Below are 23,586 nucleotides of genomic sequence, written 5' to 3' on the forward strand. Positions count from 1 at the left end.
ATGCCATGACCGATCCGTCCGAAACCGCCGCTGAAGCCCTCAAACGCGTCCTTGCCGCGAAGAAAGCCGGGGCCCAGTCGGGCGGCCCGGCCTTCAAGCCCGGTCAGCATCCCGAGAAGTCGGTCAGTGCCAGGAACACCGCCTTGGCCAAGCCCGCCTTCCGCAAGGCCTCCAAGCGAGGCTAGAGCCCCAGACGCCGCGCGCGCACGGCGATCTCGAGGAGTAAACGCTCGGCGATCAGGTGTTCGGGCATGCCGGTGGTCTTGGTCATCAGGTCGGCGGTGTTGACGCTGTCCTGCACTTCGTCGAGGCGGTCCAGGCTCCAGGCGCGAGCTTGGCGCAGCATCTCGGCTTCCTGTTTCCAGAAGACACCGGCCGCCTTCGCCGCCTCCTTGGCTCCTGCGCCGGAGGCTTGCAGCACATTGATCCGGCGCAACTTCCCCAGATGGATCGACGTCGACCGCACGGCCATCACGGCGCTCTCGCCCTCCGCCAGAGCACGTCGCAATCCGCCCTGCGCCGGTCCCGGCCGGCCGCCGAAGGCCTGGAGAGCGGCGTCTGACAGTGAGGCATCGGCTTCCACGCCCAGGTGGGCCTCCAATTCCTCGACGTCGATAGTGCGACCAGAGCCGGGGCCGATGTAGAGGGCCAGGCGCTCGATCTCCTGGCGCATCAGGCCGCGCTCCTTGGGCAGGCGGGCGACGAAGACGGCGAGCGCGTCCGATGTCAGTCCGACCTTGTCGGCGGCCAATGCTTCGCGCGTCATGCGGGCGATGTCGCCAGCCTCGTCCTCGTAGCAGGCGATGCCGACGGTGGCCTTGCCGGCCTCTGCGGCCTTTCGAAGAGCGGAGTCGCGGCCCAGCGCCCCGGCCTCGACGACGAGCATGGCATCGGGGTTGTAGCCGCCCTCGCCGTGGGTCTTGAGCGCGGCGGCTACGGCCTTGTCGATGGAGGCCTTGTCCGAGCCGAGCCGGACGCGGACGAGGCGACGCCCGCCGATCATGGACAGGGCTGTCAGGGCCTCCTCCAGCCGGGTCTCATCAGCCTCGATGTCGCTGTCGGTCAGGACGGTGACGTTGAAGGGGTCGTTGAGGTCCGGTGTGATCGCCTTGCACAGGGTCTCGGCGCGTTCAGCGACGCCCGAGCGGTCCTTGCCGTGAATCACGGCGGCGCGGACGCCCGTGTCGGGTTTCGACAGGAAGCGATCGACCTCCGGCCGCTTCGCCAGGATCACTCGCTCAGCACCCGCAGCAGGTCGAGCCGGATCAGGCGGGCCAGTTCGGCGGCGGCTCGGTCCTCGCCGTCCTGCTGGGCGGCGATGGAGGCGTAGGGCTGGTCGGCCGACGCGTAGGTGGTGGTCACGGTCTGGACGCCGGTGATGGGCACGCCGCCCGAGGTCGGCGTCAGGGTCCAGGCCGCGCGGACGGTCAGCTCATAGCGGGTGGCGGTGTCGTCGATCCGGCGGCCCAGCGGTCGCCGGTTCTGCCCTACCGCCGTCTCCAACCGGTAGAGTGGCGCGGCGGAGCGGTCCCAGGCGAGCGCGTCTTCCAGCTGCTCGCGCAGGCGGTATCCCAGACGATCGTCCTGCGTCGCCACGGCGATCCGTCGGATCGGCGACCCCTGCGCCGTCTCGGCATACATCGGCGTGAAGCCGCACCCGGCGAGAAGCAAGGCGATGGACAGAAGTCCAACCGCAGAAGTCAGCGCCGCCGGGCGCTCCCGGCTCATGCGGCGACCAAGTTGATGATGCGGTCGGGCACGACGATGACCTTACGGATGGATTGACCGTTGGCCTCCAGATACGCCTTCACCGCCGGATTGGCGAGCGCCTCGGCCTCGACGGCGGCCGTGTCGGCGCCGCGGGGCATGGAGATTTCGGCGCGGCGCTTGCCGTTGATCTGGATGGGCAGGACGACCGCGTCATCGGCCGCGAGCGCCGGGTCGTAGGTCGGCCACGGCGCGTCCAGCACCATGCCGGTCTCTCCCAGGCGGCTCCAGCATTCCTCGGCCAGGTGGGGCGTGAAGGGGGCGATCAGGCGGGCCAGGGCCGACAGGGCCTCTCGTTTCGCCGTGCCGCCCGCGCCTTCGTGGTCGCGCACGGTGGCGACGAAGGCATAAAGCTTTGCTATGGCGGAGTTGAAGCGGAAGCCCTCGACCCCGTCCGAGACGGCCTTGATGGCCTTGTGGGTCTCGCGGATCAGGGCGGCGTCCTGATCCGTCGTGGGGCTGTCCGGATCGAAGCCATCGAAAAGGGCCCACACGCGTTGGACGAAGCGGCTGGCCCCCTCGACACCGCCAGGGGTCCACTGCACGTCGCGCTCGGGCGGGCTGTCGGACAGAACGAACAGGCGGCCGGCATCGACGCCGTGGCTTTCCAGGATTTCGGCCGGGGCGACGACGTTCTTCTTGGACTTCGACATCTTCTCGATGTCGCCGATGACCAGGGTCTCGCCGGTCGAACGCTGGCGGGCGCTGCGTTTGCCGCCCTCGTTGGTCAGCTGCACGTCGGTGGGCTCGACCCAGGCACCGTCGGCCCGGCGATAGGTCTCGTGGACCACCATCCCTTGCGTGAACAAGCCCGCGAACGGTTCCTTCAGCGACAGCATGCCGGCGTCGGACAGGGCGCGGGTGATGAAGCGGGCGTAGAGCAGGTGGAGCACCGCGTGCTCGACCCCGCCGATGTACTGATCGACCGCCAGCCAGTGATCGGCGGCGGCCTTGTTGATCGGCTCGGCCACAGTCGGGTCGGCGAAGCGGGCGAAGTACCAGCTGGAATCGACGAAGGTGTCCAGCGTGTCGGTCTCGCGCGTCGCATCCGCGCCGCAGGACGGGCACTGGACGTGCTTCCACGTCGGGTGCCGCTCCAGCGGATTGCCGGGCACGTCGAACGTCACGTCGTCGGGCAGGACGACCGGTAGCTGGTCGACCGGGACCTCGACCACGCCGCACGACGGGCAGTGGATGATGGGGATGGGACAGCCCCAGTAACGCTGGCGGCTCACGCCCCAGTCGCGCAGGCGATAGATGGTCGCGCCCCTGCCGTGGCCCGAGGCCTCCAGCCGGCGGATCGCCTCGGCCTTCGCCTCCTCGACGCTCAGGCCATCCAGGAATCCGGAGTTGAAGATGCGGCCGGGGCCGACGTAGGCCTCAGTGTCGATGTCGACGGTCTCGGCGCCTTCGGGGCGGACGACGGGGAGCACGGGCAGGCCGTACTTTCGGGCGAAGTCCAGGTCGCGCTGGTCGTGCCCCGGGCAGCCGAAGATGGCGCCGGAGCCATAGGTCGACAGCACGAAGTTCGCCGCCCAGACCGGCACGGTCCGGTTGGGATCAAAGGGATGCCGCACCCGCACACCCAGATCCACGCCCAGCTTCTCCGCCTTTTCGATGTCGGCTTCCGACGTGCCGGTCTGCGCGCAGGCCTTGACGAAGTCCGCGACGTCGGGCCGATGCTCGGCGATCGCCTTGGTCAGGGGATGGTCGGCGGACAAGGCGAGGAAGCTGGCCCCGAACAGGGTGTCGGGGCGGGTGGTGTAGACCTCGATCGGATCGCGGGCGTGATTGGGCGCGCCTTCGGCTGAGGCGGGCAGGAAATCCGGCGCCTCGGCGATGTCCCACCACAGGGTCGCGCCCTTGGACTTGCCGATCCAGTTCTCCTGCATCAGCCGGACCTTCTCGGGCCAGCGGTCCAGCGTCGACAGACCCTCGATCAGGTCGTCGGCGTAGTCGGTGATGCGCAGGAACCACTGGTTCAGCTTGCGCTTTTCGACGATCGCGCCGGAGCGCCAGCCGCGTCCGTCGATGACCTGTTCGTTGGCCAGGACGGTGTTGTCGACCGGATCCCAGTTGACGACCCCGTCCTTGCGATAGACCAGGCCGCGCCGATACAGCTCCAGAAACCAGGCCTGCTGCTTGCCATAGTATTCCGGGTCACAGGTGGCGAACTCGCGTGACCAGTCGAGCGACAGGCCCAGCAGCTTCAGCTGCTCGCGCATGTTGGCTATGTTGTCGTAGGTCCAGCCCTTGGGGTGGATGCCCCGCTCCATGGCGGCGTTCTCGGCGGGCATGCCGAAGGCGTCCCAGCCCATGGGGTGCAGCACGTCGAACCCCTGGGCCCGCTTGTGACGTGCCACCACGTCGCCCATCACATAGTTGCGGGCGTGCCCCATGTGGATGTTCCCCGAGGGATAGGGAAACATTTCAAGGACATAGTACTTTGGCCGCCCGGTATCTCGGGTGACGAAGGCGTTCGCGTCCGCCCAGCGGGCCTGCTGGCGCGGTTCAGCGGTCTTGGGGTCATATCGGGTCGGAGAGGCGGACACGGGTTTCCTTCAGGCGGCTCCTAGCGGAGAAACCGAAGGAGGCGGTCTAGTTAGCGGTGTTCAGCCCGCGTTGGCGAGGTTCAGCTGACGTGCTCGGGTCAGGATGGCGTTTTCCAGGTCCGCCTCGGTCTGGGCGGCCACGGGAGCGGCGGTCCACCCGCCGGAGGCGTCGCGGACTTCCTTGGTGACCGTGACGTTGAGCGCGTCGGCGCGCAGGCGGGTGTCGAGGATGAAGACGGTCGCCTTGAACCGCTCGTTCGGCGTCTGGGGATTGACGTACCAGTCGTAGTTCACAACGCCACCCCAGGGGTCAGCGGTCAGCAAGGGCATGAAGCTGAGCGTGTCGAGCGTGGCCCGCCACAGATAGCCGTTCACCCCGATGCCGGTCTGAACGTCGGCACGCTGGGCCTGATTGCTGCCGCCAAACAGTCCCCCGCCGCAGCCGGCGAGCGCCAGGCCGGAAGTCATCAGGACCGCGGCCACAATGACCGTCTTGCCGCGAACGAAGCTCATTGAGGCACGTCTCCAACCGATCTGAGGCGTTCGACGGGGCCGGTCAGGGCGCGCGCGGCGAAGCGAGGCTCTATAACACGGTGAAAAGGGGCGATGACAAGGCAAAGACGGTTGCGTCGGCGTACGGTGGTTTCCCCTGACGGCAGAACACGCCTTCGCCGCATTCCCGTGACGCTTGCGCCACAGCCGACAACAAGAGTCGCTGGAACCGTCGCCGACGGCACGGGTTGCGTTGACCAGGCAGACAACCGATGTCTAATCGCATCGTCCGTTGGCAGAAATGTCGATATCGGATGCGAGGAACCGGCCGAAAGTGTCGGCTCGAAGGGTAGGATATGCGGCTGTCGGTCGTCATCGCCGGGGTTGTCGGGCTCGCCGCGTTCGTCGGCGTGAGCCATGACGCATCCGCTCAAAGCCGGTCTCGTGCGCCGACGGTGACTCTGGCTGAAGCCTCGAACGCTCAGCGGACCTCTCCTGCCCCTGCTCCTCGTCGCAGCCTCCGCTGGAACGAGAATGGCCGTTGGGGACTGGATTTCAACCTGAACCAGCCCGTGGGCCGCGAGGCCGAATGGGGCGACGTGGAAGCTGGTGCATACTATCGCCTTTCCCCGAGTCTTCGGGTTGGCGCGGCCGCCGGGCTTGCCGCCCCCGAGCAGGACCCGGCTCGCGCGGCAGAGACGAACCGCAGGGCCCAACCCCGGGTTCGACTGGAATCCATCTTCCGCTTTTGAGCCGTCTCAAGCGTCCGGGATGTTCGCGTCCAGCTCCTCTAGCCAGACATTCGCCGCGCCGTCCGACGGCGCTCGCCAGTCGCCGCGTGGCGAGAGCGAACCGCCGGTGACGACCTTGGGTCCGTTCGGCAAGGCGGATCGCTTGAATTGACTGGTCTGAAAGAAGCGGACAAGGAACTTCCGCAGCCAGGCCTTGATCGTCGACAGATCATAGGCGACCCGCTCCGCCTCCGGCACGCTGGGCGGCCAGGCCCCCCGACTCGCGTCGCCCCAGGCCTGATGCGCCAGGTAGGCCACCTTGGACGGCGTCAGGCCGAAGCGCGTGATGTGAAACAGGAAGAAGTCGTTCAGCGCGTAAGGACCGACGGTCGCTTCGGTGGACTGCAGCTTTCCGTCCACCGACGGCACCAGCTCGGGCGAGATTTCCGTAGCCAGGATAGCGTGGAGCGTGTCCGCGGCCGGGGCCATATCCTCACGACCCGCCACCCAGCGGATCAGGTGCCGGATCAGGGTCTTCGCCACCCCGCCGTTAACGTTGTAGTGGCTCATGTGATCGCCGACGCCATAGGTGGCCCAACCGAGCGCCAGCTCCGACAGATCGCCGGTACCCAGCACGAAGGCATGATTCTGGTTGGCTAGGCGAAACAGATAGTCTGTCCGCAGACCCGCCTGGACGTTTTCGAAGGTGATGTCGTGGAGCGGCTGTCCATCGGCGAAAGCATGGCCGATATCCTTCAGCATCTGCTCGGCCGCCGGGCGGATGTCGATTTCGGCCCCGGTCACGCCCAGCGCCGTCATCAGGGCCCAGGCGTTGGATTTCGTGCCTTCTGAGGTGGCGAAGCCTGGCATGGTGAAGCCCAGAATATTCGTCCGGGGCAGACCCAGCTTGTCGAAGGCGGCGCAGGCGACCAGCAGGGCCTGCGTCGAATCCAGTCCGCCGGACACGCCGACGACGATCCGTTCACTGTCCGTGGCCTTGATCCGGCGCATCAGGCCCTGGACCTGGATGTTGAAGGCCTCGAAGCAGTCCTGATCCAGCCGTGCCGGATCGTCCGGCACGAAGGGAAAGCGGTCGAGCGGACGGATCAGGGGACTCGCCGGTGACATCGCGCCCACACGGAAGTCCAGCCGGATGAAGCCTTCGTCGTCCAGTTCGCGGCGGGCGCAGTCGGCGAAGGTCCCGGTGCGCATTCGCTCCAGACCGATCCGATCGACGTCGACATCGGCGGTCGTGAGGTGGTTCTCCAGCGAGAACCGCTCGCCCGTGGCGAGCTTCGCGCCCAATTCGTGGATCGTGGCCTGCCCGTCCCAAGCCAGGTCGGTGGTGGACTCGCCCCAGCCCGACGCGGCGAACACATAGGCCGCCATGCCCCGCACCGACTGGCTGGCGCAGAGCATGGCCCGTTCCTCGGCCTTGCCGATGACGATGTTGGAAGCCGACAAGTTGCAGAGAATGCGCGCGCCCGCCAGTGCCTGCCGCGTCGAGGGCGGCAGGGGCGACCAGAAGTCCTCGCAGATCTCCAACCCGACGACGAAGCCCGGACGATCATCGGCCTGGAACAGCAGTCGCGTCCCGATCCAGGTGTCGGTCCCGGCGATTCGAAGCGTCTCGGCACCGATGTCGTCACCTGACGAGAACCAGCGTTTCTCGTAATATTCCCGATAGTTCGGCAGATAGATCTTGGGAACGGCCCCGATGATCTCGCCGCCAGCCAGCAGCAAGGCACAGTTCAGCAGACGGTCGCCATGCCGGATTGGAGCCCCGACCACCGCCGCCAGACCCGCCTCCCCCGCCGCCTTCGCCAGCGTCGGCAACTGGACCTCCACCGCATCGAGCAACGCCGATTGGAGGTGCAGATCGTCGATGGCGTAGGCCGACAGGCTGAGTTCCGGGAATACCAGCAGCTCGACCCCGGCTTCGCCCGCCTTGCGGATCAGGTCCAGATGCTCGCGCGCATTGGCCGCCGGATCGGCGATGTAGACCACCGGCGTCGCGGCGGCGACCCGCACGAAACCGTGGGTCCGGCTGTCGTAGAAGGGATGGGTCTCGGCCAAGTCGCGATCCTGAGAGTTTTGCTCATATAGAGCCTAAGTCGGCGGCGCGCCACGATAGACCGTGACCTTGGCCCCGGCGACCGCTAAAGCCGTCGCATGACCGACGCGCCCAAGAAGGGCTGGTTCCAGCGCCTCAGCGCGGGACTGGCCCGGTCCAGCCAGCAGATGACCGAGACGGTCGTCTCCGCCTTCGTCAAGGAGCCGCTCAGCGAAGAGGCGCTGGACCGGCTGGAGGAGCACCTGCTGGAAAGCGACCTCGGCCCGGCCGCGACCGACCGGATCGTCGAACGCTTCCGCCAGCTCCGCTTTGGCAAGGTGTCGGACGAGCGCGAGGTCAAGGAGGCCCTGGCCGAGGCCGTCGCCGCCGAGCTGTTGCCGCGTCAGGCAAGTTTCGACCCCCTTGGCCCCGAGGGCGTGGACGGCGGGATCAAGCCGTTCGTGGTCCTGTTCGTAGGCGTCAACGGCTCCGGCAAGACGACGACGCTGGGCAAGATCGCCGCCGACCTGACCAGACGGGGTGCCAAGGTCATGATCGTGGCCGGAGACACCTTCCGCGCCGCCGCCCGCGAACAGCTGAAGATCTGGGCCGAGCGGGCCGGCGCCCATTTCGAGAGCCGTCGCGACGGCGCCGACGCGGCCGGCCTCGCGTTCGACGCCTACGCCAAGGCCAAGGCGGAAGGCTACGACGTCGTCCTGATCGACACGGCCGGGCGGCTGCAGAACAAGACCGCCCTGATGGACGAGCTGCTGAAGATCGTGCGGGTGCTGAAGAAGACCGATCCGGACGCCCCGCATGAAACCCTGCTGGTGCTCGACGCGACGGTTGGGCGCAACGCGCTCGCCCAGGAACAGATCTTCGGACGCGCCGCCTTCGTGTCGGGTCTGGTCATGACCAAGCTGGACGGCACGGCGCGCGGCGGGGTGCTGGTGCCGGTGGCACAGGCCTCGGACGCCCCCATCAAGCTGATCGGCGTGGGCGAGGGGATCGACGACCTGCAACCCTTCGACGCCAGGGCGTTTTCGCGATCGCTCGTCGGGCTGGAGGACTGATCGTGGCCGAATCCGAGACCGCCCCCCGAGAAGGCCCGCCGACCTGGATTCGCTCCGTCGTCGACTTCGGTGCCATCGCCGCCTTCGCCCTGGCGTTCCTGATCCTGCGCCTGCGCGGTCTTTCGGGCGACGAGGCCCTGGTGCAGGCGACGTGGGCGCTCGTGGCCGGAGCCGCCGTGGCCGTGGCTGTCGGGCTGTTCGTGGAGAAGCGTCTGGCGCTGATGCCGCTGCTGGTCGGTGGCTTCGCGCTCGTGTTCGGCGTTCTGACGCTCGTCTTCAACGACGACCTGTTCGTGAAGCTGAAGGTCACGGTGCTGAACGGGTCGCTCGCGGTCGCGCTGCTGGGCGGGACCTTGCTGGGCAAGCAGCCGCTGAAAGCGCTGCTCGGGACCGTTATTCCGATCAATGATCGGGCGTGGCGTATCCTGACCATTCGCTATGGCTTTTTCTTCCTCGCGGTGGCGCTTGTGAACGAGGCGGTCCGCTCTGAGGCCCTCGTCGCCTGGGGCGCGCCCAAGCTCGGTCTGACCGGCGTCGATCCGGCCGACGTCTGGGTCAGCTTCCGGGGCGTTCTCTGGATCGCGTCGTCCCTCTTCGGCCTGGCGCAGGTCCCTCTGATCATGAAGAACCTGGTCGGCGACGGCCCGGTCGACCCGTCCGCCCCGGCCCGACCGGACACCGCGCCCTGACCCCTCGCGGAATCGTCTGTCGTCAAACCGTAAAGCGAGGCTGATAACCCTCCGCACACGGCAAAGGGGATGGCGTCGATGGTCAAGTCCGGCAAGCAAGCGCGGCGTTCGGGAACGCTCGCCGAATCCCCCAGCCACCTGATGCATCGCGCCTTGCAGCTTGCGCTTGACATCTATGCCGAGGAGCTCGGTTCCGACGGGCCGACCCAGCGGCAGTTCGCGGTCATGGAGGCGGTCTCGGTCAAGGAGGGCCTGACCCAGACGGACCTGGTCAAGGCGACCGGCATCGACCGGTCGACGCTCGCCGATCTTGTGGCGCGGATGACGACGAGGGGCCTGCTGACGCGCGAACGCTCAGCGCTGGACGCCCGCGCCAAGGCCGTGCGCCTGTCACCCGAAGGCCAGGCTCTGTTGGACGCCGCCCGGCCCAAGGTCGAAGCGGCGGATCGCCGGATCATGGGGCTGCTGCCCAAGGCCAAGCGAGACGTCTTTCTCGATTTGCTGTCCGATTTGGCCTCGGCGGCGGACGCCGCGCCGGATCAGGCCAAGGCAGAGGCCAAGGCTCTGAAGAAGGCCCAGAAGGAAGCCAAGAAGGCCGAGAAGGCTGCGAAGAAGGCCGCCGAGCCCAAGAAGGCCCGCAAGACCAAAAAGCCGAAAGTCGTCGAACCCGCCGCCTAGACCCGGATGTCCAGCAGGGCACCGGGGCGGGGCAAACGCGGTGTCTCATCGGTCTTGGTCTGCGACGTCGGGGCCGGTGCCGAGGCGTTTCCTCTCGGGGTCGCGATCGTGGCCACCTCGGTCAAGGCAGCGCGGAAGAAAGCAGCCTGAGCGGCGCGCACCTGCGCTGATGGCCCTGAGGGCGGGGGCGGCACAGCCGTCAGGTCGGGGCGAATCGGGCTCATTCCGACAGGGTTAACGAACCCCGTCGAGAAAGGGTTAACGCGCCGCCGCTTCGCGCTGGACCGCGAGACCCTCAGGCGTGCGCGCGGTCGGCAAGGGACGTGGTGGGGCGTCCAGCGCCGCGACCAAGCGATCGATGTCGGCCTGGGTCAACAGCGGCCCCGACGCCTTGGCCACGATGCGGCCCATTGCGTCGACGGCAAACGTCTCTGGCACACCGGAGACGCCGAGATCGAGGCCTGCGCGGCCCTCCTGGTCGACCAGAACCATCGTGAACGGATCGCCCAGTTCGTCCAGGAAAGCGCGGGTGGCGATGGGATCATCCTTATAGGCGACGCCGACGACGGCGATCCCGCGTGCCTTCAGCCCCATCAGCTGAGGGTGCTCGATGCGGCAGGGCGCGCACCAGCTGGCGAACAGATTGACCAGCATAGGCCGTCCCACGCCGGCGGTCTTCAGGTCGACGTTCTGGGGGCCGGCGACATCGCCTTGCAGGATCGGCAGGACGGTCTCGGGCACCGTCTGGCCGACGATGGCGTCGGGGCGATACTCGGGATCGCGCTGCAGTGACCAGCCGATGAACAGAACCGCCAGCCCGGCCAGCACCACCAGAGGAATGACCGTCAGCCACCGGCTCATGCGGCATCCTCGTCTTCCAGGCGCTTCAGTTCCGCCTTCCAGCGCCGGGCCGAAGCGACCGCGCGGGCGACGACGGCCCCCAGCACGATCGCGGTGATCGCCCAGGCTGGCCAGACGAAGGCACCGTAGGGGCTCATATCGAGATCGAGCATCAGGCCTCCAGAGCCCGGCGCGCGCGGATGCCCTGGACCCGACGGCGTACCACCTCGGCGCGGATGGTCGTCAGCCAGATCGCCCCGAACAGCGCCCCATAGGCCGCCATCATGGTCAGAAGCGGTGCAAGGAAGACGGGATCCAGACTGGTCCCGCCGGCCCGCAGCAGGGAGGCCGGCTGATGCAATGTGTTCCACCAGTCCACCGAAAACTTCACGATTGGCAGGTTGATCAGACCGACGAGACCCAGCACGGCGGCGGCGCGCGCGGCCTTCTGCTCGTCGTCGATCGACGACCGCAGCGCCATGTAGCCGAGGTAGAAGAGGAACAGCACCAGCACGCTGGTCAGCCGCGCGTCCCAGACCCACCAGGTCCCCCACATGGGCTGGCCCCACAGGCCGCCCGTGATCAGGGCCAGAGCGGTGAAGGCCGCGCCCGGCAGGGCGGCGGCGCGGGCGGCGGCGTCAGCCAGCGAATGGCGATACACCAGGGCAAAAAAGCTGGAAACGCCCAGTGCTGCATAGGCCGCGAGTCCCAGAGAGGCGGCGGGCACATGGACGAACATGATCCGCACGGTGTCGCCCTGCTGATAATCGCCGGGCGCGGAGAAGCTGAGCCAGGTTCCGACCGCGAGCAGCAGCGCCGACAGGGCCCACAGCACCGGAGTCACCGGTGCTGTGAAGCGCATGAACCGCTCAGGATTGGCGAGGCCGAACATCGTCATGGCGCTCTACGCGGGGGCCACCGCAGGAGCAAGCGCCCGCGTGTCGCGGCGGCAGGTGCCGGACATGGAAACGGGGCCGGAACAGGCGTTCCGACCCCGCGTCTTGCGATCGTCCGTTAGGACGGACGGTCTGACTATTCCGGCGTCTTCAGCTGGCCGGCCGATTCCTTGCCGGTGCGACGGTCTTTTTCGACCTCGTAGGAGATCGTCTGACCTTCGTTCAGGCCGTTCATGCCTGCGCCTTCAACGGCCGAGACGTGAACGAACACGTCCTTGCCGCCGTCGCTCGGCTCGATGAAGCCATAGCCCTTGGTTGAGTTGTACCACTTGACAGTTCCGGTCGCCATTTCAGCTCTCCGTTCGAAGTTGGCCGCGGGCAAAAGCGCCTGAAGCCTGTCGGGTCTGAATGGGATCGGCCAGAAACTCGGTGCGTTCGCAGAGAGAAGGGGCGTTACGCAGAGAGATCGACGGACGGCCGTATGGACCCTTTTTCCCTCAGGCACAAGCGTTTCCGAGAGTCAGTCGTCGTCCTCGTCATCCTTGGCGGAGGCTGGAACGTCCTCGTCGCCCTCTGGCGCGATATAGTTCTCGATGCATAGCTTGCGCAGCGCACCGGTCATGGAGGCTCCATAAAGTCGGTCCCTGACCCCTTCGTAGCCCTCGGCCTGTAGCCGCGCCTTGATATCGCCGACGGTGCGGCAGGCGCCACTGCGGGCCAGTTCGTAGGCGCGTTCGATGGTGGTGAGCCGGAAGTTGTTCATTGACCTAGATAGGGTCAGACCCGCCGTCTTGCGACCCAGAGCCGTCAGCTGGCTGATTTCGCCGCCGCCCAAGACGGTCGGCTAGGACTTCGGCGTGGCGCAGGGTGAAGGCGAAAGCGGCGGGGCTGCCCTGACGCGGCCCCACGGTATCGGCCATGACCGCTCCCCGTTCGCCCAGAGGTCGGGGTTCGCCCGTCGTCGTATCGTGGGCGGTCTGATGCTCGATTTCTGCGTTCAGCTCGGCTCCCATCAGGATGACCTGCACGGAAATCCAGGTCCACAGCAGGAAGGCCATCGCCGTCGCCAGGGGTCCGTAGGAATCCAGTCGCACGAAGGTGGTCAGGAACCAGCTGAACGCGAAGGACACCAGCACGCTCAGGATCGCCGCGAACAGGGCACCGGACGTCAGCCACCGCCACCGGGCACGCGCCCGGCACGGCCCGAAGCGGTAGATGACGGCTAGGGCCCCGACATAGACGGCGAACAGCACTGGCCAGCGCAGGGGCGCGAGCGCGCTCCACTCCTCGGCCAGGCCGAACACGCCCAGAACCACGGGCACGCCGACGACCAGACCCGCTGTCACCAGAACCGCCGCGAGGCCGCTCAGAGTGAAGGCGAAACATATGAGATTGTATCGGACGATGTTGCGCCGCTCGACCTCGTTGTAGGCGACGTTCAGCCCGTAAAACAGCGTCTTGATCCCCCCGTTTGCTGTCCACAGGGACAGGGCGAGCGTCCAGGCCAGGGTGAAAGCCTGCTGGGGCGTGGAGCGCGCCGCCAGCCGCTCCATCTCCGGTCCCAGGAAGGCCGCGACGTTGGGCGGCAGCACCGTGTAGAGGAAGGCCAGCCTCGACCAGGCGTCGGCCGGATCGGCGAACAGGCCATAGATGGTGACGAAGGCCCCGAGCGTCGGAAACAGCGACAGCAGGATGAAGAACGTCACCCCGCCGGCGACGAAGCCCACACGGTCGCCGAAATAGGACCCGCCGACCCGCCAGGCGATGTCGACCCAGCCCTTGTGCGGGATCTCATGCGGATGCCGGGCGATGCGTCCTCGGCCCGGTTCGCGCGCCTCGTGGTCTTCGGGCGTGGGCGGCTTCGGCGGCGAGGGCTCCGGGCGCGGGGCGCGCAGCTCCAGCCCGTAGCGATGGCCCTTGGAGTAGACCAGATGCGCCGCCCCCGCCCCGGCGGCGAGACCCGCGATCGCCGCGCCGATGAATTTCCAGGGGCCGGAAAGCCCGGATCGTCGTGTGGCGGAGGACATCGGCGTCTAAACGGCTCCGCTTGTCCGGCGTTCCGCTCGCTTGCCTGAAAGGGACGGGTCGGGCACGGAGCGACGGTGACCGCCCCCGCCCACATCGCCGCGCTGTACCGCCATCCGGTCAAGGGCCTGACGCCTGAATCGCTTGACGCCGCGTGGCTGAACGCTGGCTCGGCGTTTCCGGGAGACCGGCTGTTCGCCGTCGAGATCGGCCCGTCGGGTTTCGATCCCGAGGCTCCGGCCCACATTTCCAAGATGCGGTTCGCGGTGCTGGCGCGTATCCCGGCGCTCGCGCGCGTCGCCAGTCGCTGGGATGAGGCGACCGGCGATCTGACGGTTCGCGCGCCGGGTGCCGAACCGATGACCATCAATCTGGGCCAGCCGGACGGCGACCGGGGGCTGGAAACCTGGCTGACGGAGGTTCTGGGCGAGGAGGCGACCGCCCCGCTCAAGGTGCTGGACGGTCGGGGTCATCGCTTCATGGACGACCCCAAAGGGGCAGTGTCGATCCTGAACCTCTCCAGTCTGAGGGACCTGTCCGAGAGAATCGGTCGGCCGCTCGACCCCCTGCGGTTCCGTGCCAACATCCATGTCGAGGGCTGGGACCCCTGGATCGAGAACGATGTCGCCGGGCGGTCGCTTAGGGTCGGCGAGGCCAAACTGCGGTCCATCAAGCCGATCCGCCGCTGCGTCGCTGTCGATGTCGATCCGGCCACGGGAGAACGCGACGCCGATCTGGTCGCAGACCTCGTGCGCCTCTATGGCCATGCCTTCTGCGGTCTCTATCTCTTGGTCCAGGAGACCGGCGAGATCGCCGTGAACGACCCCGTCGAGTGGATGGAATGAGCGACACCCCCACCCTGCTAACCGCCTGGAAATCGGCCCAGACCGCGCTGAAGGCGCAGAAGATCGACAGCCCCGCCATCGACGCACGGCTGCTTCTGGAGGCCGCGACCGGCTGTTCGCGGCTGGACATCCTGACCGACCCCTATCGCGCGGTGACACCCAACCAGCAGGCCACGCTGGCCGGCTATCTGGAGCGGCGGCTGCGGCGCGAGCCCGTGTCGCGCATCTTGGGCCGCAAGGGCTTCTGGAAGATCATGCTGAACGTCACCCCCGACGTGCTCAGCCCGCGCCCGGACACCGAGACCCTGATTGATGTCGCCCTGCTCGCTTTCGAGCCGGGCCGGCATTTCCACGCCATCGACCTCGGCACCGGCTCGGGTGCCATCCTGCTGGCGCTGCTGACCGAGCGGCCGGCGGCGCATGGCGTCGGCACCGACATCTCGTCCGAGGCCCTGGCGGTCGCGCGGGAGAACGCCGCCAACCTGGGGCTGGACGGCCGCGCGGCCTTCCTGCGCACCGAATGGGCGGCGGGCTTCGGCGATCACAGCTTCGATCTGGTGGTGTCCAATCCGCCCTATATCCCGTCGGACGACATCGCAGGCCTCGATCCGGAGGTGCGCGACCACGATCCGGTGCTGGCGCTCGACGGCGGGCCGGACGGGCTTCAGGCGTATCGCGATCTGGCCCCGGAAATCATGCGCATTCTCAAGCCGGGGGGCGTCTTCGCTGTAGAGATCGGCTGGGATCAGGGCCCGCAGGTGAAAGCCCTGTTCGAGGCGGCGGGCTTCGCCGACGTGAAGGTGGTCAAGGATCTTGGCGACCGCGACCGCGTCGTGACCAACGGCCCCGATCCGCGCACGACACCCCGGCCCCAGGCCTGATCCGGATGCGTCTGGCCACCTGGAACATTAACTCCGTCCGCCTGCGCATCGACCAGGTCGCTCGCTTCGTCGCCGAGAGCGGCACCGATGTCCTGTGCCTGCAGGAGATCAAGTGCCTGGAGGACCAGTTTCCCCGCAACGCCTTCGCCGACATGGGCCTGCCGCACCTGAAGATCGCAGGCCAGAAGGGCTGGCACGGCGTGGCCATCGCCAGTCGCCTGCCGATGGAGGAGAGCCGCACCTTCGATGCCTGCAAACTGGGGCACGCGCGATGCGTCTCGGCGCGGATCGCGGGCGTGGACGTGCAGAATTTCTACATCCCGGCCGGCGGCGACGTGCCCGACCGGGCGTTGAACCCCAAGTTCGACCATAAGATGGACTTCTACGAGCGGCTGACCGAGACGGCTCGAGGGCTCGACCGCTCGCGGCCGCTTCTGATGTGCGGGGACTTCAACATCGCGCCCAGCGAATACGACGTTTGGAACCACCGCTTTATGTCAAAGGTGGTCAGCCACACGCCGATCGAGGTCGAAACGCTGAATCGGCTCCAGGCCGTCGGCGGCTTCACCGACGTAGTGCGCGAAGCCTTCCCGGAGCCGCAGAAGCTGGCCAGCTGGTGGAGCTATCGCGCCGTCGATTTCAGGAAGACCAACCGAGGTCTGAGGCTGGACCACATCTGGACGTCGCAAGGGCTGGCGCCGAAGGTCCGGCCCGGCTCGGTCGTCATCCACGAAGATGTGCGCGCTTGGGAGCAGCCTTCCGACCACTCTCCGATTACGGTCGATCTCGACCTCTGAGGTCTGCGGCGAATACCGAGCGTTAACCGCTTCGCGGCATCGTCCCAGCAAGTTCCGGGCCACGGCGGTCCGGCGACAGGGGCGATGCACACGTGATCGGTCAGAGGCTCGAGATCCGGCAGGGCCAGGGACTGGTCATCACGCCCCAGCTCCAGCAGGCGATCAAACTGCTGCAACTGTCCAATCAGGAACTCGACGAATACGTCGAAGCCGAACTCGAGAAGAACCCCCTGCTCCAGCGCGAGGAAGCCGAGGCACCGGCCGAGCCGACCCGCGAGCTGACCGCCGACACCGCCGAGCTCAGCTTTTCTGAAGCCGAGGCGGCCGACCGATCGTCCAGCGTCGATGCCCGCGAGGACGACGTCTACGGCGACGCGACACCCGGCGAACGGACCTCGGACCGCCTGTCGGACGAAGCCGCCTCCCAGCCCGGGCTGTCGGACTGGTCGGCGGCGGGCAAGGGCGGCTCGTTCAATGACGGCGACGGCGGGGAACGACCCGAGCGGCACGACCCGACCCTGTGGGAACATCTGCAGGCCCAGGCTTCGTCAGCCGGGTTCTCGGCGGCGGATCACGCCATCGCGCTCGCCCTGATCGACGGGGTCGACGAAGGTGGATACCTGCGCGGCGAGCTCGAGGAGCTGGCCGATCGGCTTGGCTGCGGCCTGGAGCGGATCGAGGCGGTGTTGACCGCCTGTCAGGGCTTCGAGCCGACGGGCGTCATGGCGCGCTCGGTGCCGGAATGCCTCAAGCTCCAATTGGTCGAGCGCAACCGTTTTGACCCGGCCATGGCGGCGCTGCTGGACAACCTTGACCTGCTGGCCCGGCGCGACCTCGGGGCCCTGCGCAAGACCTGCGGCGTCGACGCCGAAGACCTCGCCGAAATGATCGCCGAGCTGAAGGCGCTGACGCCCCGGCCCGGCGCTGGGTTCGCCGGCGAGGTGGCTCAGACGGTGATTCCGGATGTCCACGTCCGGCCCGATCCGGCCGGCGGGTGGAAGGTGGAGCTGAACTCCGACACCCTGCCCCGGCTCCTGGTCGACAAGCGATATCACGCCTCGGTTTCGGCGGGCGCCCGCACCGAGGCCGAGAAGAGCTTCGTCGCCGACTGCGCCGCCCAGGCCAACTGGCTGGTCAAGTCGCTGGACCAGCGGGCCAAGACCATCCTGAAGGTCTCGTCCGAGATCGTGCGCCAGCAGGACGCCTTCCTGGCCTTCGGCGTGGAGTTCCTGAGGCCCCTGAACCTCAAGACCGTCGCCGACGCCATCGGCATGCACGAATCAACAGTCAGCCGGGTGACCTCGAACAAGTATGTCGCGACCCCGCGCGGGGTGTTCGAGCTCAAGTTCTTCTTCACCGCCGCGATCCAGGCGGTGGACGGAGGCGCGAGCCACTCCGCCGAGGCCGTCCGTCACCGGATCAAGTCGATGATCGACCACGAGGCCCGCGACGGCGACGTCCTGTCCGACGACCGCATCGTCGAAATTCTGAAGGAGGCGGGCATCGATATCGCCCGCCGCACCGTGGCCAAATACCGGGAAGCCTTGCGAATTCCGTCCTCGGTCGAGCGCCGGCGGCTGCTCAAGGCGTCGTGACGAAGCCACAGCTCGCCCCCGTGGCCCAAACTCTGCTGATCGCAAAAGCGTGACTGTGAAATCACCGTTCCCGATTGACACTTTTCGCAGGCAGTCGCGTTCTGTCTGACATGCAAGTCCAAGTCAGCGGCAAGCACGTGGATGTCGGCGAAGCGTTAGGCTCGCGCATCTCCCAGGAACTCGAAGACGGGGTTGGAAAATACTTCGAACGCGGCGGCCAGGACGCCGAGGTCGTCGTCTCCAAGGACGGCTACGGCTTCAAGGTGGATTGCTGGGTCCGCCTCGCCTCAGGCCAGGCTCTGGTCACCACCGGCCACGGCGGCGACGCCCACGCCGCCTTCTCCGACAGCCTCGAAAAGCTGGAGAAGCGCGTCCGCCGCTACAAACGCCGCCTCAAGGACCACCACATCGGGCCCAGGCCTCTGTCGCCGGAAAAAACCGAGAACGCCGCGCGTGAGGTCGCTCGGTCGATCGTTCTGCGCGATCCCGACAGCGTTGATGACGAGGCGTTCGGCGACGCGGGCGCGGATGGTCCGCCGCCGGTCGGCATGGTCATCGCAGAGACCGAGGCTGAGATCCGCACCCTCACCGTCGGTCGGGCCGTACTCGAGCTCGACATGACGGGCTATCCGGTCGTGATGTTCCGGAACGCCGGCCACGGCGGCCTGTCGGTGGTGTACCGTCGGCCGGACGGCAACGTCGGATGGATAGACCCTGAACGCACCGTGTCGTCGAACGGACACGGTTCTGTAAACGGTTCTGGCGCATAAGCCTTCCAAAGGGGCGCGGTTCGGGCTATGCGGCCCGCGCCCGTCGCCTCCCCTCTTGGGCCGCCTGAACCTCGTAAGAGTGTGAGTCGAGACGATCATGGATATTGGTGAACTGCTCGTCCGGGACGGCGTCGTCCTGAGAAGCGGCGCGTCGTCCAAGCGACAAGCTCTGCACACCGTGGCCGCCTGCGCCGCCCAGGCGTTGGGCGTCACCGAAGACCGCGTGTTCGAGGCTCTGCAAGAGCGAGAGGCGCTTGGATCGACCGGGCTCGGTTCTGGCGTCGCCGTGCCGCATGCCCGCCTCGAGGGTCTGGACCGCGTGCGGGCGGTGTTCGTGCGGCTGGATACGCCGGTGGCTTACGACGCCGTCGACGATCGGCCGGTGGATTTGCTGTTCGCCCTGTTCGCCCCGCCGCGCGACGGCGCGGAGCATCTGCGGGCGCTAGCTGCGGTCTCGCGCGCCCTGCGGTCGCCGGAAATGCGGGAACAGCTGCGTCAGGCGCATACCGTCGACGCGATCCACGCCCTGTTCGTCACCAACGAGACGGCCACCGCCGCCTAAGGCGGTTTTCGTCGGCTAGTGGACGGAAACCGGGGCCAGTTCGTGGGCCACGGCGGCGGCGAAGGCCGTTTCGCGATCCAGCATGACCGCCAGCCGCTCGCCGTCGGCGCTGTGCACCGCATAGAGGGTCTGGTCGGGATCGATCATCAGGCCCTTGGCCTCTTCGACCCGCACGTCGGCCAGAACATCGGCCGCGCTGATCTCGCGCACATAGACGAGGTCGGGCGCGCCCAGCCCCTTCAGGTCTTCCTTGGTCATTATCGGCGTCATCAGGACCGCCTCCTTCGAAAAGACAACGCCGCAGCGCCCGGCGGGTTCGCCGGCGCGTCCAAGCGTCGCTATTGGGGTTGAGATCAGCCGAGGCTGATCGGAATGCGCTTGACGGTCGCGGCCTCTTCCGGCCGCTTCAGATCGACGTGCAGCAGACCGTGCTCCAGCGTCGCCCCCTCGACCTCCAGGCCGTCGGCCAGGACGAAGCTGCGCACGAAGCCCCGCGACGCAATGCCCCGATGCAGGAAGGCCTGGTCGCCCGCCGTCTCGCGCTTGCCGGCGATGGTCAGCTGGCGGCCTTCCAGAGTGATCGCCAGGTCGTCGGGCGAGAAGCCCGCGACGGCCAGGGAGATGCGCACACCGTGGTCGCCGATCTGCTCGACGTTGTAGGGCGGATAGCTCTCGGCCGCGGCCTTGGCGGCGCGGTCGATCAGGGCGCGGGTCTGATCGAAACCAAGAAGAAACGGGCTGTCAAACAGCACAGGGCGGCCGGTCATGATCAGTCCTCACATGAAGCGACTTGAGCCTCTGGCGCCCTGAAGCGGCGCGCCATTGGCTTCGAACCGGATATGGGAGCACGATCAGCACCCGGCAAGCCAGCGCAGCATTCAGCCCTTGAAGACATCCTTGGCGGCCCGACGCGCGGCGAACTCGGTGTCGTCACGGGCGGTCAGATAGGGGTTGAAGCGTCGCTCGACCCCCAGCGTCGTCGGCACGGTGGGTTCGCCGAGCGCGCGCCTGGTGAAGACTCCTTCGGCATGGGCGCGCGTCTCCGGCCGGTCGTCGACACTCAGCATGAAGCGGGCGTTGGACGCCGTGTACTCGTGCGCGCCGTAGAGGACCGTCTCGTCTGGCCAGGCCGCGATGCGTTGCAGGCTGTCCCACATCTGTTCGGGCGTGCCCTCGAACAGGCGGCCGCAGCCCAGGGTGAACAGGGTGTCGCCGGTGAATGCGATGTTGTCAGGGATCGAGCGGAACACGACGTGGCCGAGCGTATGGCCCGGGGTAGCGGTGACGTGCAGAGCCGTATCGCCGATCCGGACCACGTCGCCCTCCTCGACGATATGATCGACAGGCGCGACTTTTCGGACCTCCTCCGGTCCCCAGATGTCACAGTCTGTCTCGGCTTTCAGCCGTTCGTTGCCCTCGGTGTGATCGGGGTGCCAATGGGTGTTGATGATCCGATCCAGCTTGCCCCAGCCCAGCGACTGGATGGCATCAAGGATGACCTGGGCATCCGGCGTATCGATGGCGGCGACCGTCCCCGTCGCCTCGTCGCGGGCCAGGAAGGCGTAGTTGTCCTCGCGCGCCGGGAACAGGTGAACGGTCAGAGGCATGGTGCAGTCCTTGGTGGCGAGGCTTGATCCGCCATATAGTGGAGACCATGCGCCGCGCCATCGAGGATCTTCGCGCCTTCTACGGCGAGCCCCGGGGTGCCCTGGTGCGGCGACTGCTGGCCAGGCGTCTAGAGGACGCCTGGGGCGAGGCCGAGGGCTGCGACGTTCTGGGCGTCGGCTATGCGACGCCGTGGCTGGACGCCTTCGTCGGCGCGCGTCGCGTCATCGCCGCCATGCCGGGCGGACAGGGCGTGGAGCTGTGGCCTTCGGTTGGCAGAAACCGGACGCTGCTGGTCGACGACAAGCGCCTTCCGTTCGCGGCAGGCACCTTCGACCGCGTGCTGCTGGTCCATGCCCTGGAAGAGGCCGACGACCCGACCCTGCTGCTGACCGAGGCGGTTCGGGCGCTGGCTCCGGCCGGACGGATCATCCTGGCGGCAGCGGCGCGGGGCGGCATGTGGGCGCGGGCCGAGAGCACGCCGTTTGGCCACGGCCGGCCCTTCACGCGCGGTCAGCTGGAGCGGCTGGTGCGCGCCGTCGGGCTTGAACCCACGGCCTGGTCGCAGACGCTGTATATCCCGCCGTGGACGCCGATCCTGGGCATGGCCGACGGATTTGAGCAGATCGGGCGCCGCGTCGCGCCGGGCTTCGCCGGCGTCATCCTGCTGGAAGCGACGCGGCAGGCCTATGCCCGCATCCGCCCGTCCGGCCACGGTGCGCGGGTGACGGTCCCGCAAGGGGTCCTGCAGCCCCAGCCCGCGACGCGGTCGCGGCGTGACGGCCGCGGGGTGGAAGCGCGCGGCGAACCCCTGTAACGGCGGCCTCATGCACCGCCTGATCCTGATGCGTCACGCCAAGACCGAGCGCGCCGCCGCTTCCGGCCTGGACCGCGACCGCGCCCTGACCGAGCGCGGTCTGTCCGACGCCGCGCTGATGGGCCGCGTTTTGGCAGAGAAGAAGCTGCGGCCCGATCTGGCCCTGGTCAGCCCCTCGACCCGCACCCGCCAGACGTGGGACGCGGTGCAGGAGGCCTTTGGCGACGTCGAGGTCCGCATTGAACCCCGCCTCTACGACGCCTACCCTGATACTATCCGCCGCCTCGTTCAGGACGCCGAGGACGAGACCGGATGCCTGCTGGTCATGGGCCACAATCCGGGCATTCACACCCTGGCCTATGACTATCTGACGGAAAGCGCCGCCTCCCCCGCCATCCTGGACCGTCTGGCCGGCGGCTTCCCGACCGGAGCGGCGGCCGTGTTCGAGGTCGATGTCGCCGGTCGCTGCGCCTACGACGGCTTCCTGACGCCCAAGGCCTTCGGCGGTGGAGCCGAGGACTGATGGCAGAGCGCTACGCCTACAAGCTGCTCGACACCGCCGAATGGCGCGAGGCCGTGGCCGAGGGCGTCTTTCACGGCTCGGCGGTCGATCTGGCCGACGGCTACATACACCTGTCGACGGCGGCGCAGCTGGAGGAGACGGCGCGGAAACACTTCGCGGGCCGGACCGATCTCATGCGCCTGACCGTCGATCTGGAGGCGCTGGGCGACACGGTGGTCTGGGAGCCGTCGCGTGGCGGAGCGCTGTTTCCGCACATCTATGGTCCCCTGCCGACCACGGCGGTGACCGAGGCGACGCCTTTCGCATGCTGACAGCGCTTCTCCGCACCCTCGACCCGGAGACCGCGCACGGTCTGGCCATCGGCGGCCTGAAGCACGCGCCCCTGCCCGCGCCGCCACCGGATGATCCGATCCTCAGGACGTCGCTGGCGGGCCTAGAGCTGCCCAACCCGATCGGCCTCGCCGCCGGTCTGGACAAGAACGCCGAGGCCCTGATCGGCCTGTCCCGCCTAGGCTTCGGCTTCGTCGAGGCCGGGTCCGTGACCCCGCGAGCCCAACCCGGCAATCCGAAGCCCCGCCTGTTCCGCCTCTCGGAAGACCGGGCCATCATCAACCGGATGGGCTTCAACAACGGGGGGTTGGAGGCCTTCGCCGCCAACCTGTCGCGCCGCCCTTCTGGCGTCGTGGTCGGAGCCAACCTGGGGGCCAACAAGGACACGGAGGATCGCGCGGCGGACTATGTCGCCGGTCTTCGACGCCTCGCGGGCCTGTCCGACTACTTCACCGTCAACATCTCCTCGCCCAACACGCCGGGCCTGCGCGCGCTGCAGGGGCGTGAGGCGCTCGACGATCTGCTCGGCCGCGTGGGCGAAGCGCGGACGACGCCGGCGCCCGTCTTCCTCAAGATCGCGCCGGACCTGACGCCGGACGAGCTCGCCATGATCGTCGAGGCGGCGCTGGCGCATCGGATCGACGCCCTGATCGTCTCGAACACCACGCTGGACCGCCCCTCCAGCCTGCGCTCGCGCGACCGGGGCGAGGCCGGCGGCCTCTCCGGCGCGCCGCTGCGCGAGAAGGCGCACAAGGCGCTGATCCACGCCGCCGAGGCGGCGAAGGGCCGTCTTCCACTGATCGCCGTGGGCGGAATCGACAGCGGGGCGGAGGCGTATCGCCGCATCCGGGCCGGCGCCTCGGCGGTCCAGATCTACTCCGCCCTGATCTACGGCGGGCCGGGCCTGGTCGGCCGCATCAAGCGTGATCTGGCGGCCCGTCTGCGCGCCGACGGCTTCGCCTCGATGGCCGAGGCCTCCGCCAACCCTGCGTTGACGGAGCGTTAGGCCGCTTCGGTCATGGTGTTTTCCGGCAGGGGCCCGTGCGCCTCATTTCGGGGACGTGC

The 23,586-nt window shown here is 67.8% G+C and carries 29 protein-coding genes; 15 read left to right on the top strand and 14 right to left on the bottom strand.

Annotated elements, in window-relative coordinates; genetic code table 11:
- Window positions 1-5 precede the first annotated feature (5 nt).
- Window positions 6-185, top strand: coding sequence for a hypothetical protein (locus tag IP78_RS00555; protein ID WP_054109764.1), 180 nt, complete (start codon window positions 6-8; stop codon window positions 183-185).
- Here the strand turns inward: IP78_RS00555 and holA are convergent.
- Genes holA through IP78_RS00575 form a run of 4 tightly spaced genes read right to left on the bottom strand, consistent with a single transcriptional unit; the run spans window position 182 to window position 4,832 of the window.
- Complete coding sequence (holA, locus tag IP78_RS00560) at window positions 182-1,234, bottom strand: DNA polymerase III subunit delta (RefSeq protein ID WP_054109765.1); 1,053 nt, start codon at window positions 1,232-1,234, stop codon at window positions 182-184. The genes IP78_RS00555 and holA overlap by 4 nt on opposite strands.
- Window positions 1,231-1,728: an LPS assembly lipoprotein LptE gene (gene lptE, locus IP78_RS00565; protein ID WP_054109766.1), complete on the bottom strand. Its 498-nt coding sequence runs from the start codon at window positions 1,726-1,728 to the stop codon at window positions 1,231-1,233. Before lptE ends, holA begins: the two co-directional genes overlap by 4 nt.
- Window positions 1,725-4,319: a leucine--tRNA ligase gene (gene leuS, locus IP78_RS00570; RefSeq protein ID WP_054109767.1), complete on the bottom strand. Its 2,595-nt coding sequence runs from the start codon at window positions 4,317-4,319 to the stop codon at window positions 1,725-1,727. The genes lptE and leuS overlap by 4 nt, the downstream gene beginning before the upstream one ends.
- A 60-nt stretch (window positions 4,320-4,379) precedes the next feature.
- Window positions 4,380-4,832, bottom strand: coding sequence for a DUF3576 domain-containing protein (locus tag IP78_RS00575; RefSeq protein ID WP_054109768.1), 453 nt, complete (start codon window positions 4,830-4,832; stop codon window positions 4,380-4,382).
- 335 nt (window positions 4,833-5,167) lie between these two features.
- Here IP78_RS00575 and IP78_RS00580 point away from each other — a divergent pair, with 335 nt between their 5' ends.
- A complete protein-coding gene (locus IP78_RS00580; protein ID WP_054109769.1) occupies window positions 5,168-5,563 on the top strand; it encodes an NtrZ family periplasmic regulatory protein in 396 nt (131 codons plus the stop codon).
- 6 nt (window positions 5,564-5,569) lie between these two features.
- Here IP78_RS00580 and IP78_RS00585 read toward each other — a convergent pair whose 3' ends face one another.
- A complete protein-coding gene (locus IP78_RS00585; RefSeq protein ID WP_054109770.1) occupies window positions 5,570-7,618 on the bottom strand; it encodes an NAD(+) synthase in 2,049 nt (682 codons plus the stop codon).
- A gap of 96 nt (window positions 7,619-7,714) precedes the next feature.
- Between IP78_RS00585 and ftsY the strand changes: the two genes are divergently transcribed.
- The 3 genes from ftsY (at window position 7,715) to IP78_RS00600 (ending at window position 10,035) form a co-directional block, all read left to right on the top strand.
- Window positions 7,715-8,668 (top strand): signal recognition particle-docking protein FtsY, encoded by a 954-nt coding sequence (ftsY, locus tag IP78_RS00590; protein ID WP_054109771.1) that lies wholly within the window; start codon window positions 7,715-7,717, stop codon window positions 8,666-8,668.
- Window positions 8,669-8,670: 2 nt separating this feature from the next.
- Complete coding sequence (locus tag IP78_RS00595) at window positions 8,671-9,357, top strand: inner membrane-spanning protein YciB (RefSeq protein ID WP_054109772.1); 687 nt, start codon at window positions 8,671-8,673, stop codon at window positions 9,355-9,357.
- 78 nt (window positions 9,358-9,435) lie between these two features.
- A complete protein-coding gene (locus IP78_RS00600; RefSeq protein ID WP_054109802.1) occupies window positions 9,436-10,035 on the top strand; it encodes a MarR family winged helix-turn-helix transcriptional regulator in 600 nt (199 codons plus the stop codon).
- A 258-nt stretch (window positions 10,036-10,293) separates the two neighbouring features.
- On the opposite strand, the gene IP78_RS00605 is transcribed toward IP78_RS00600, so the two are convergent.
- The 6 genes from IP78_RS00605 to IP78_RS00625 all read right to left on the bottom strand — a co-directional run bounded on the left by IP78_RS00605 (window position 10,294) and on the right by IP78_RS00625 (window position 13,798).
- A complete protein-coding gene (locus IP78_RS00605) occupies window positions 10,294-10,896 on the bottom strand; it encodes a DsbE family thiol:disulfide interchange protein (protein ID WP_054109773.1) in 603 nt (200 codons plus the stop codon).
- Window positions 10,893-11,048, bottom strand: a complete 156-nt coding sequence (gene ccmD / locus IP78_RS14890) for a heme exporter protein CcmD (RefSeq protein WP_082384768.1) — start codon at window positions 11,046-11,048, stop codon at window positions 10,893-10,895. The genes IP78_RS00605 and ccmD overlap by 4 nt, the downstream gene beginning before the upstream one ends.
- Window positions 11,048-11,767, bottom strand: a complete 720-nt coding sequence (locus IP78_RS00610) for a heme ABC transporter permease (RefSeq protein ID WP_054109803.1) — start codon at window positions 11,765-11,767, stop codon at window positions 11,048-11,050. Before IP78_RS00610 ends, ccmD begins: the two co-directional genes overlap by 1 nt.
- Window positions 11,768-11,907: 140 nt before the next feature.
- A complete protein-coding gene (locus tag IP78_RS00615) occupies window positions 11,908-12,120 on the bottom strand; it encodes a cold-shock protein (protein WP_029417510.1) in 213 nt (70 codons plus the stop codon).
- A 171-nt stretch (window positions 12,121-12,291) separates the two neighbouring features.
- Window positions 12,292-12,534 (bottom strand): hypothetical protein, encoded by a 243-nt coding sequence (locus tag IP78_RS00620; RefSeq protein ID WP_054109774.1) that lies wholly within the window; start codon window positions 12,532-12,534, stop codon window positions 12,292-12,294.
- 4 nt (window positions 12,535-12,538) lie between these two features.
- Window positions 12,539-13,798 carry a YihY/virulence factor BrkB family protein gene (locus IP78_RS00625; protein ID WP_054109775.1) on the bottom strand — a complete coding sequence of 420 codons (1,260 nt, stop codon included), beginning with the start codon at window positions 13,796-13,798 and terminating at the stop codon, window positions 12,539-12,541.
- Window positions 13,799-13,873: 75 nt separating this feature from the next.
- Between IP78_RS00625 and IP78_RS00630 the strand changes: the two genes are divergently transcribed.
- From IP78_RS00630 to ptsN, 6 genes are all read left to right on the top strand, one after another.
- A complete protein-coding gene (locus IP78_RS00630) occupies window positions 13,874-14,641 on the top strand; it encodes an MOSC domain-containing protein (protein WP_054109776.1) in 768 nt (255 codons plus the stop codon).
- Complete coding sequence (prmC, locus tag IP78_RS00635; RefSeq protein WP_054109777.1) at window positions 14,638-15,522, top strand: peptide chain release factor N(5)-glutamine methyltransferase; 885 nt, start codon at window positions 14,638-14,640, stop codon at window positions 15,520-15,522. Before IP78_RS00630 ends, prmC begins: the two co-directional genes overlap by 4 nt.
- Window positions 15,522-16,319 carry an exodeoxyribonuclease III gene (gene xth, locus IP78_RS00640; RefSeq protein WP_054109804.1) on the top strand — a complete coding sequence of 266 codons (798 nt, stop codon included), beginning with the start codon at window positions 15,522-15,524 and terminating at the stop codon, window positions 16,317-16,319. Before prmC ends, xth begins: the two co-directional genes overlap by 1 nt.
- A gap of 92 nt (window positions 16,320-16,411) precedes the next feature.
- Complete coding sequence (gene rpoN / locus IP78_RS00645) at window positions 16,412-17,914, top strand: RNA polymerase factor sigma-54 (RefSeq protein WP_054109778.1); 1,503 nt, start codon at window positions 16,412-16,414, stop codon at window positions 17,912-17,914.
- 110 nt (window positions 17,915-18,024) lie between these two features.
- Entirely contained in the window at window positions 18,025-18,684 is a 660-nt protein-coding gene (gene hpf, locus IP78_RS00650) for a ribosome hibernation-promoting factor, HPF/YfiA family (RefSeq protein WP_054109779.1), read from the top strand.
- 97 nt (window positions 18,685-18,781) lie between these two features.
- The gene (gene ptsN, locus IP78_RS00655; RefSeq protein WP_054109780.1) at window positions 18,782-19,246 is read left to right on the top strand and encodes a PTS IIA-like nitrogen regulatory protein PtsN; all 465 of its coding nucleotides are present in this window, start codon (window positions 18,782-18,784) and stop codon (window positions 19,244-19,246) included.
- A gap of 15 nt (window positions 19,247-19,261) precedes the next feature.
- On the opposite strand, the gene IP78_RS00660 is transcribed toward ptsN, so the two are convergent.
- The 3 genes from IP78_RS00660 to gloB form a co-directional block, all read right to left on the bottom strand.
- The gene (locus tag IP78_RS00660; RefSeq protein WP_029418116.1) at window positions 19,262-19,516 is read right to left on the bottom strand and encodes a DUF1150 domain-containing protein; all 255 of its coding nucleotides are present in this window, start codon (window positions 19,514-19,516) and stop codon (window positions 19,262-19,264) included.
- Between the two features lie 83 nt (window positions 19,517-19,599).
- Entirely contained in the window at window positions 19,600-20,013 is a 414-nt protein-coding gene (locus IP78_RS00665; RefSeq protein ID WP_054109781.1) for an Hsp20 family protein, read from the bottom strand.
- 111 nt (window positions 20,014-20,124) lie between these two features.
- A complete protein-coding gene (gene gloB / locus IP78_RS00670; protein WP_054109782.1) occupies window positions 20,125-20,853 on the bottom strand; it encodes a hydroxyacylglutathione hydrolase in 729 nt (242 codons plus the stop codon).
- A 47-nt stretch (window positions 20,854-20,900) separates the two neighbouring features.
- On the opposite strand from gloB, the gene IP78_RS00675 reads away from it, so the two are divergent.
- The 4 genes from IP78_RS00675 to IP78_RS00690 are packed head-to-tail and all read left to right on the top strand — an operon-like array spanning window position 20,901 to window position 23,527.
- Window positions 20,901-21,668 (top strand): methyltransferase domain-containing protein, encoded by a 768-nt coding sequence (locus IP78_RS00675; protein ID WP_054109805.1) that lies wholly within the window; start codon window positions 20,901-20,903, stop codon window positions 21,666-21,668.
- Between the two features lie 10 nt (window positions 21,669-21,678).
- Window positions 21,679-22,191, top strand: coding sequence for a histidine phosphatase family protein (locus tag IP78_RS00680; RefSeq protein WP_054109783.1), 513 nt, complete (start codon window positions 21,679-21,681; stop codon window positions 22,189-22,191).
- On the top strand, window positions 22,191-22,502 hold the full coding sequence (locus IP78_RS00685; RefSeq protein ID WP_054109784.1) for a DUF952 domain-containing protein: 312 nt from the start codon (window positions 22,191-22,193) through the stop codon (window positions 22,500-22,502). The genes IP78_RS00680 and IP78_RS00685 overlap by 1 nt, the downstream gene beginning before the upstream one ends.
- Window positions 22,496-23,527: a quinone-dependent dihydroorotate dehydrogenase gene (locus IP78_RS00690; RefSeq protein ID WP_054109785.1), complete on the top strand. Its 1,032-nt coding sequence runs from the start codon at window positions 22,496-22,498 to the stop codon at window positions 23,525-23,527. Before IP78_RS00685 ends, IP78_RS00690 begins: the two co-directional genes overlap by 7 nt.
- The last annotated feature ends 59 nt before the right edge of the window (window positions 23,528-23,586 follow it).

This window comes from Brevundimonas sp. AAP58, assembly GCF_001295975.1.
Classification (GTDB): Bacteria; Pseudomonadota; Alphaproteobacteria; order Caulobacterales; family Caulobacteraceae; genus Brevundimonas.

Excerpts from the sequence above, each read along its gene's own strand:
- IP78_RS00680 (WP_054109783.1), top strand. The coding sequence starts at position 21,679 with ATGCACCGCCTGATCCTGATGCGTCACGCCAAGACCGAGCGCGCCGCC.
- hpf (WP_054109779.1), top strand. The coding sequence starts at position 18,025 with ATGCAAGTCCAAGTCAGCGGCAAGCACGTGGATGTCGGCGAAGCGTTA.
- IP78_RS00675 (WP_054109805.1), top strand. The coding sequence starts at position 20,901 with ATGCGCCGCGCCATCGAGGATCTTCGCGCCTTCTACGGCGAGCCCCGG.
- IP78_RS00620 (WP_054109774.1), bottom strand. The coding sequence starts at position 12,534 with ATGAACAACTTCCGGCTCACCACCATCGAACGCGCCTACGAACTGGCC.
- ftsY (WP_054109771.1), top strand. The coding sequence starts at position 7,715 with ATGACCGACGCGCCCAAGAAGGGCTGGTTCCAGCGCCTCAGCGCGGGA.
- IP78_RS00660 (WP_029418116.1), bottom strand. The coding sequence starts at position 19,516 with ATGACGCCGATAATGACCAAGGAAGACCTGAAGGGGCTGGGCGCGCCC.
- IP78_RS00685 (WP_054109784.1), top strand. The coding sequence starts at position 22,191 with ATGGCAGAGCGCTACGCCTACAAGCTGCTCGACACCGCCGAATGGCGC.
- IP78_RS00610 (WP_054109803.1), bottom strand. The coding sequence starts at position 11,767 with ATGTTCGGCCTCGCCAATCCTGAGCGGTTCATGCGCTTCACAGCACCG.
- prmC (WP_054109777.1), top strand. The coding sequence starts at position 14,638 with ATGAGCGACACCCCCACCCTGCTAACCGCCTGGAAATCGGCCCAGACC.
- IP78_RS00625 (WP_054109775.1), bottom strand. The coding sequence starts at position 13,798 with ATGTCCTCCGCCACACGACGATCCGGGCTTTCCGGCCCCTGGAAATTC.
- IP78_RS00575 (WP_054109768.1), bottom strand. The coding sequence starts at position 4,832 with ATGAGCTTCGTTCGCGGCAAGACGGTCATTGTGGCCGCGGTCCTGATG.
- IP78_RS00615 (WP_029417510.1), bottom strand. The coding sequence starts at position 12,120 with ATGGCGACCGGAACTGTCAAGTGGTACAACTCAACCAAGGGCTATGGC.
- IP78_RS00555 (WP_054109764.1), top strand. The coding sequence starts at position 6 with ATGACCGATCCGTCCGAAACCGCCGCTGAAGCCCTCAAACGCGTCCTT.
- IP78_RS00580 (WP_054109769.1), top strand. The coding sequence starts at position 5,168 with ATGCGGCTGTCGGTCGTCATCGCCGGGGTTGTCGGGCTCGCCGCGTTC.
- IP78_RS00690 (WP_054109785.1), top strand. The coding sequence starts at position 22,496 with ATGCTGACAGCGCTTCTCCGCACCCTCGACCCGGAGACCGCGCACGGT.
- IP78_RS00605 (WP_054109773.1), bottom strand. The coding sequence starts at position 10,896 with ATGAGCCGGTGGCTGACGGTCATTCCTCTGGTGGTGCTGGCCGGGCTG.
- lptE (WP_054109766.1), bottom strand. The coding sequence starts at position 1,728 with ATGAGCCGGGAGCGCCCGGCGGCGCTGACTTCTGCGGTTGGACTTCTG.
- ccmD (WP_082384768.1), bottom strand. The coding sequence starts at position 11,048 with ATGCTCGATCTCGATATGAGCCCCTACGGTGCCTTCGTCTGGCCAGCC.
- IP78_RS00600 (WP_054109802.1), top strand. The coding sequence starts at position 9,436 with ATGGTCAAGTCCGGCAAGCAAGCGCGGCGTTCGGGAACGCTCGCCGAA.
- ptsN (WP_054109780.1), top strand. The coding sequence starts at position 18,782 with ATGGATATTGGTGAACTGCTCGTCCGGGACGGCGTCGTCCTGAGAAGC.
- IP78_RS00665 (WP_054109781.1), bottom strand. The coding sequence starts at position 20,013 with ATGACCGGCCGCCCTGTGCTGTTTGACAGCCCGTTTCTTCTTGGTTTC.
- gloB (WP_054109782.1), bottom strand. The coding sequence starts at position 20,853 with ATGCCTCTGACCGTTCACCTGTTCCCGGCGCGCGAGGACAACTACGCC.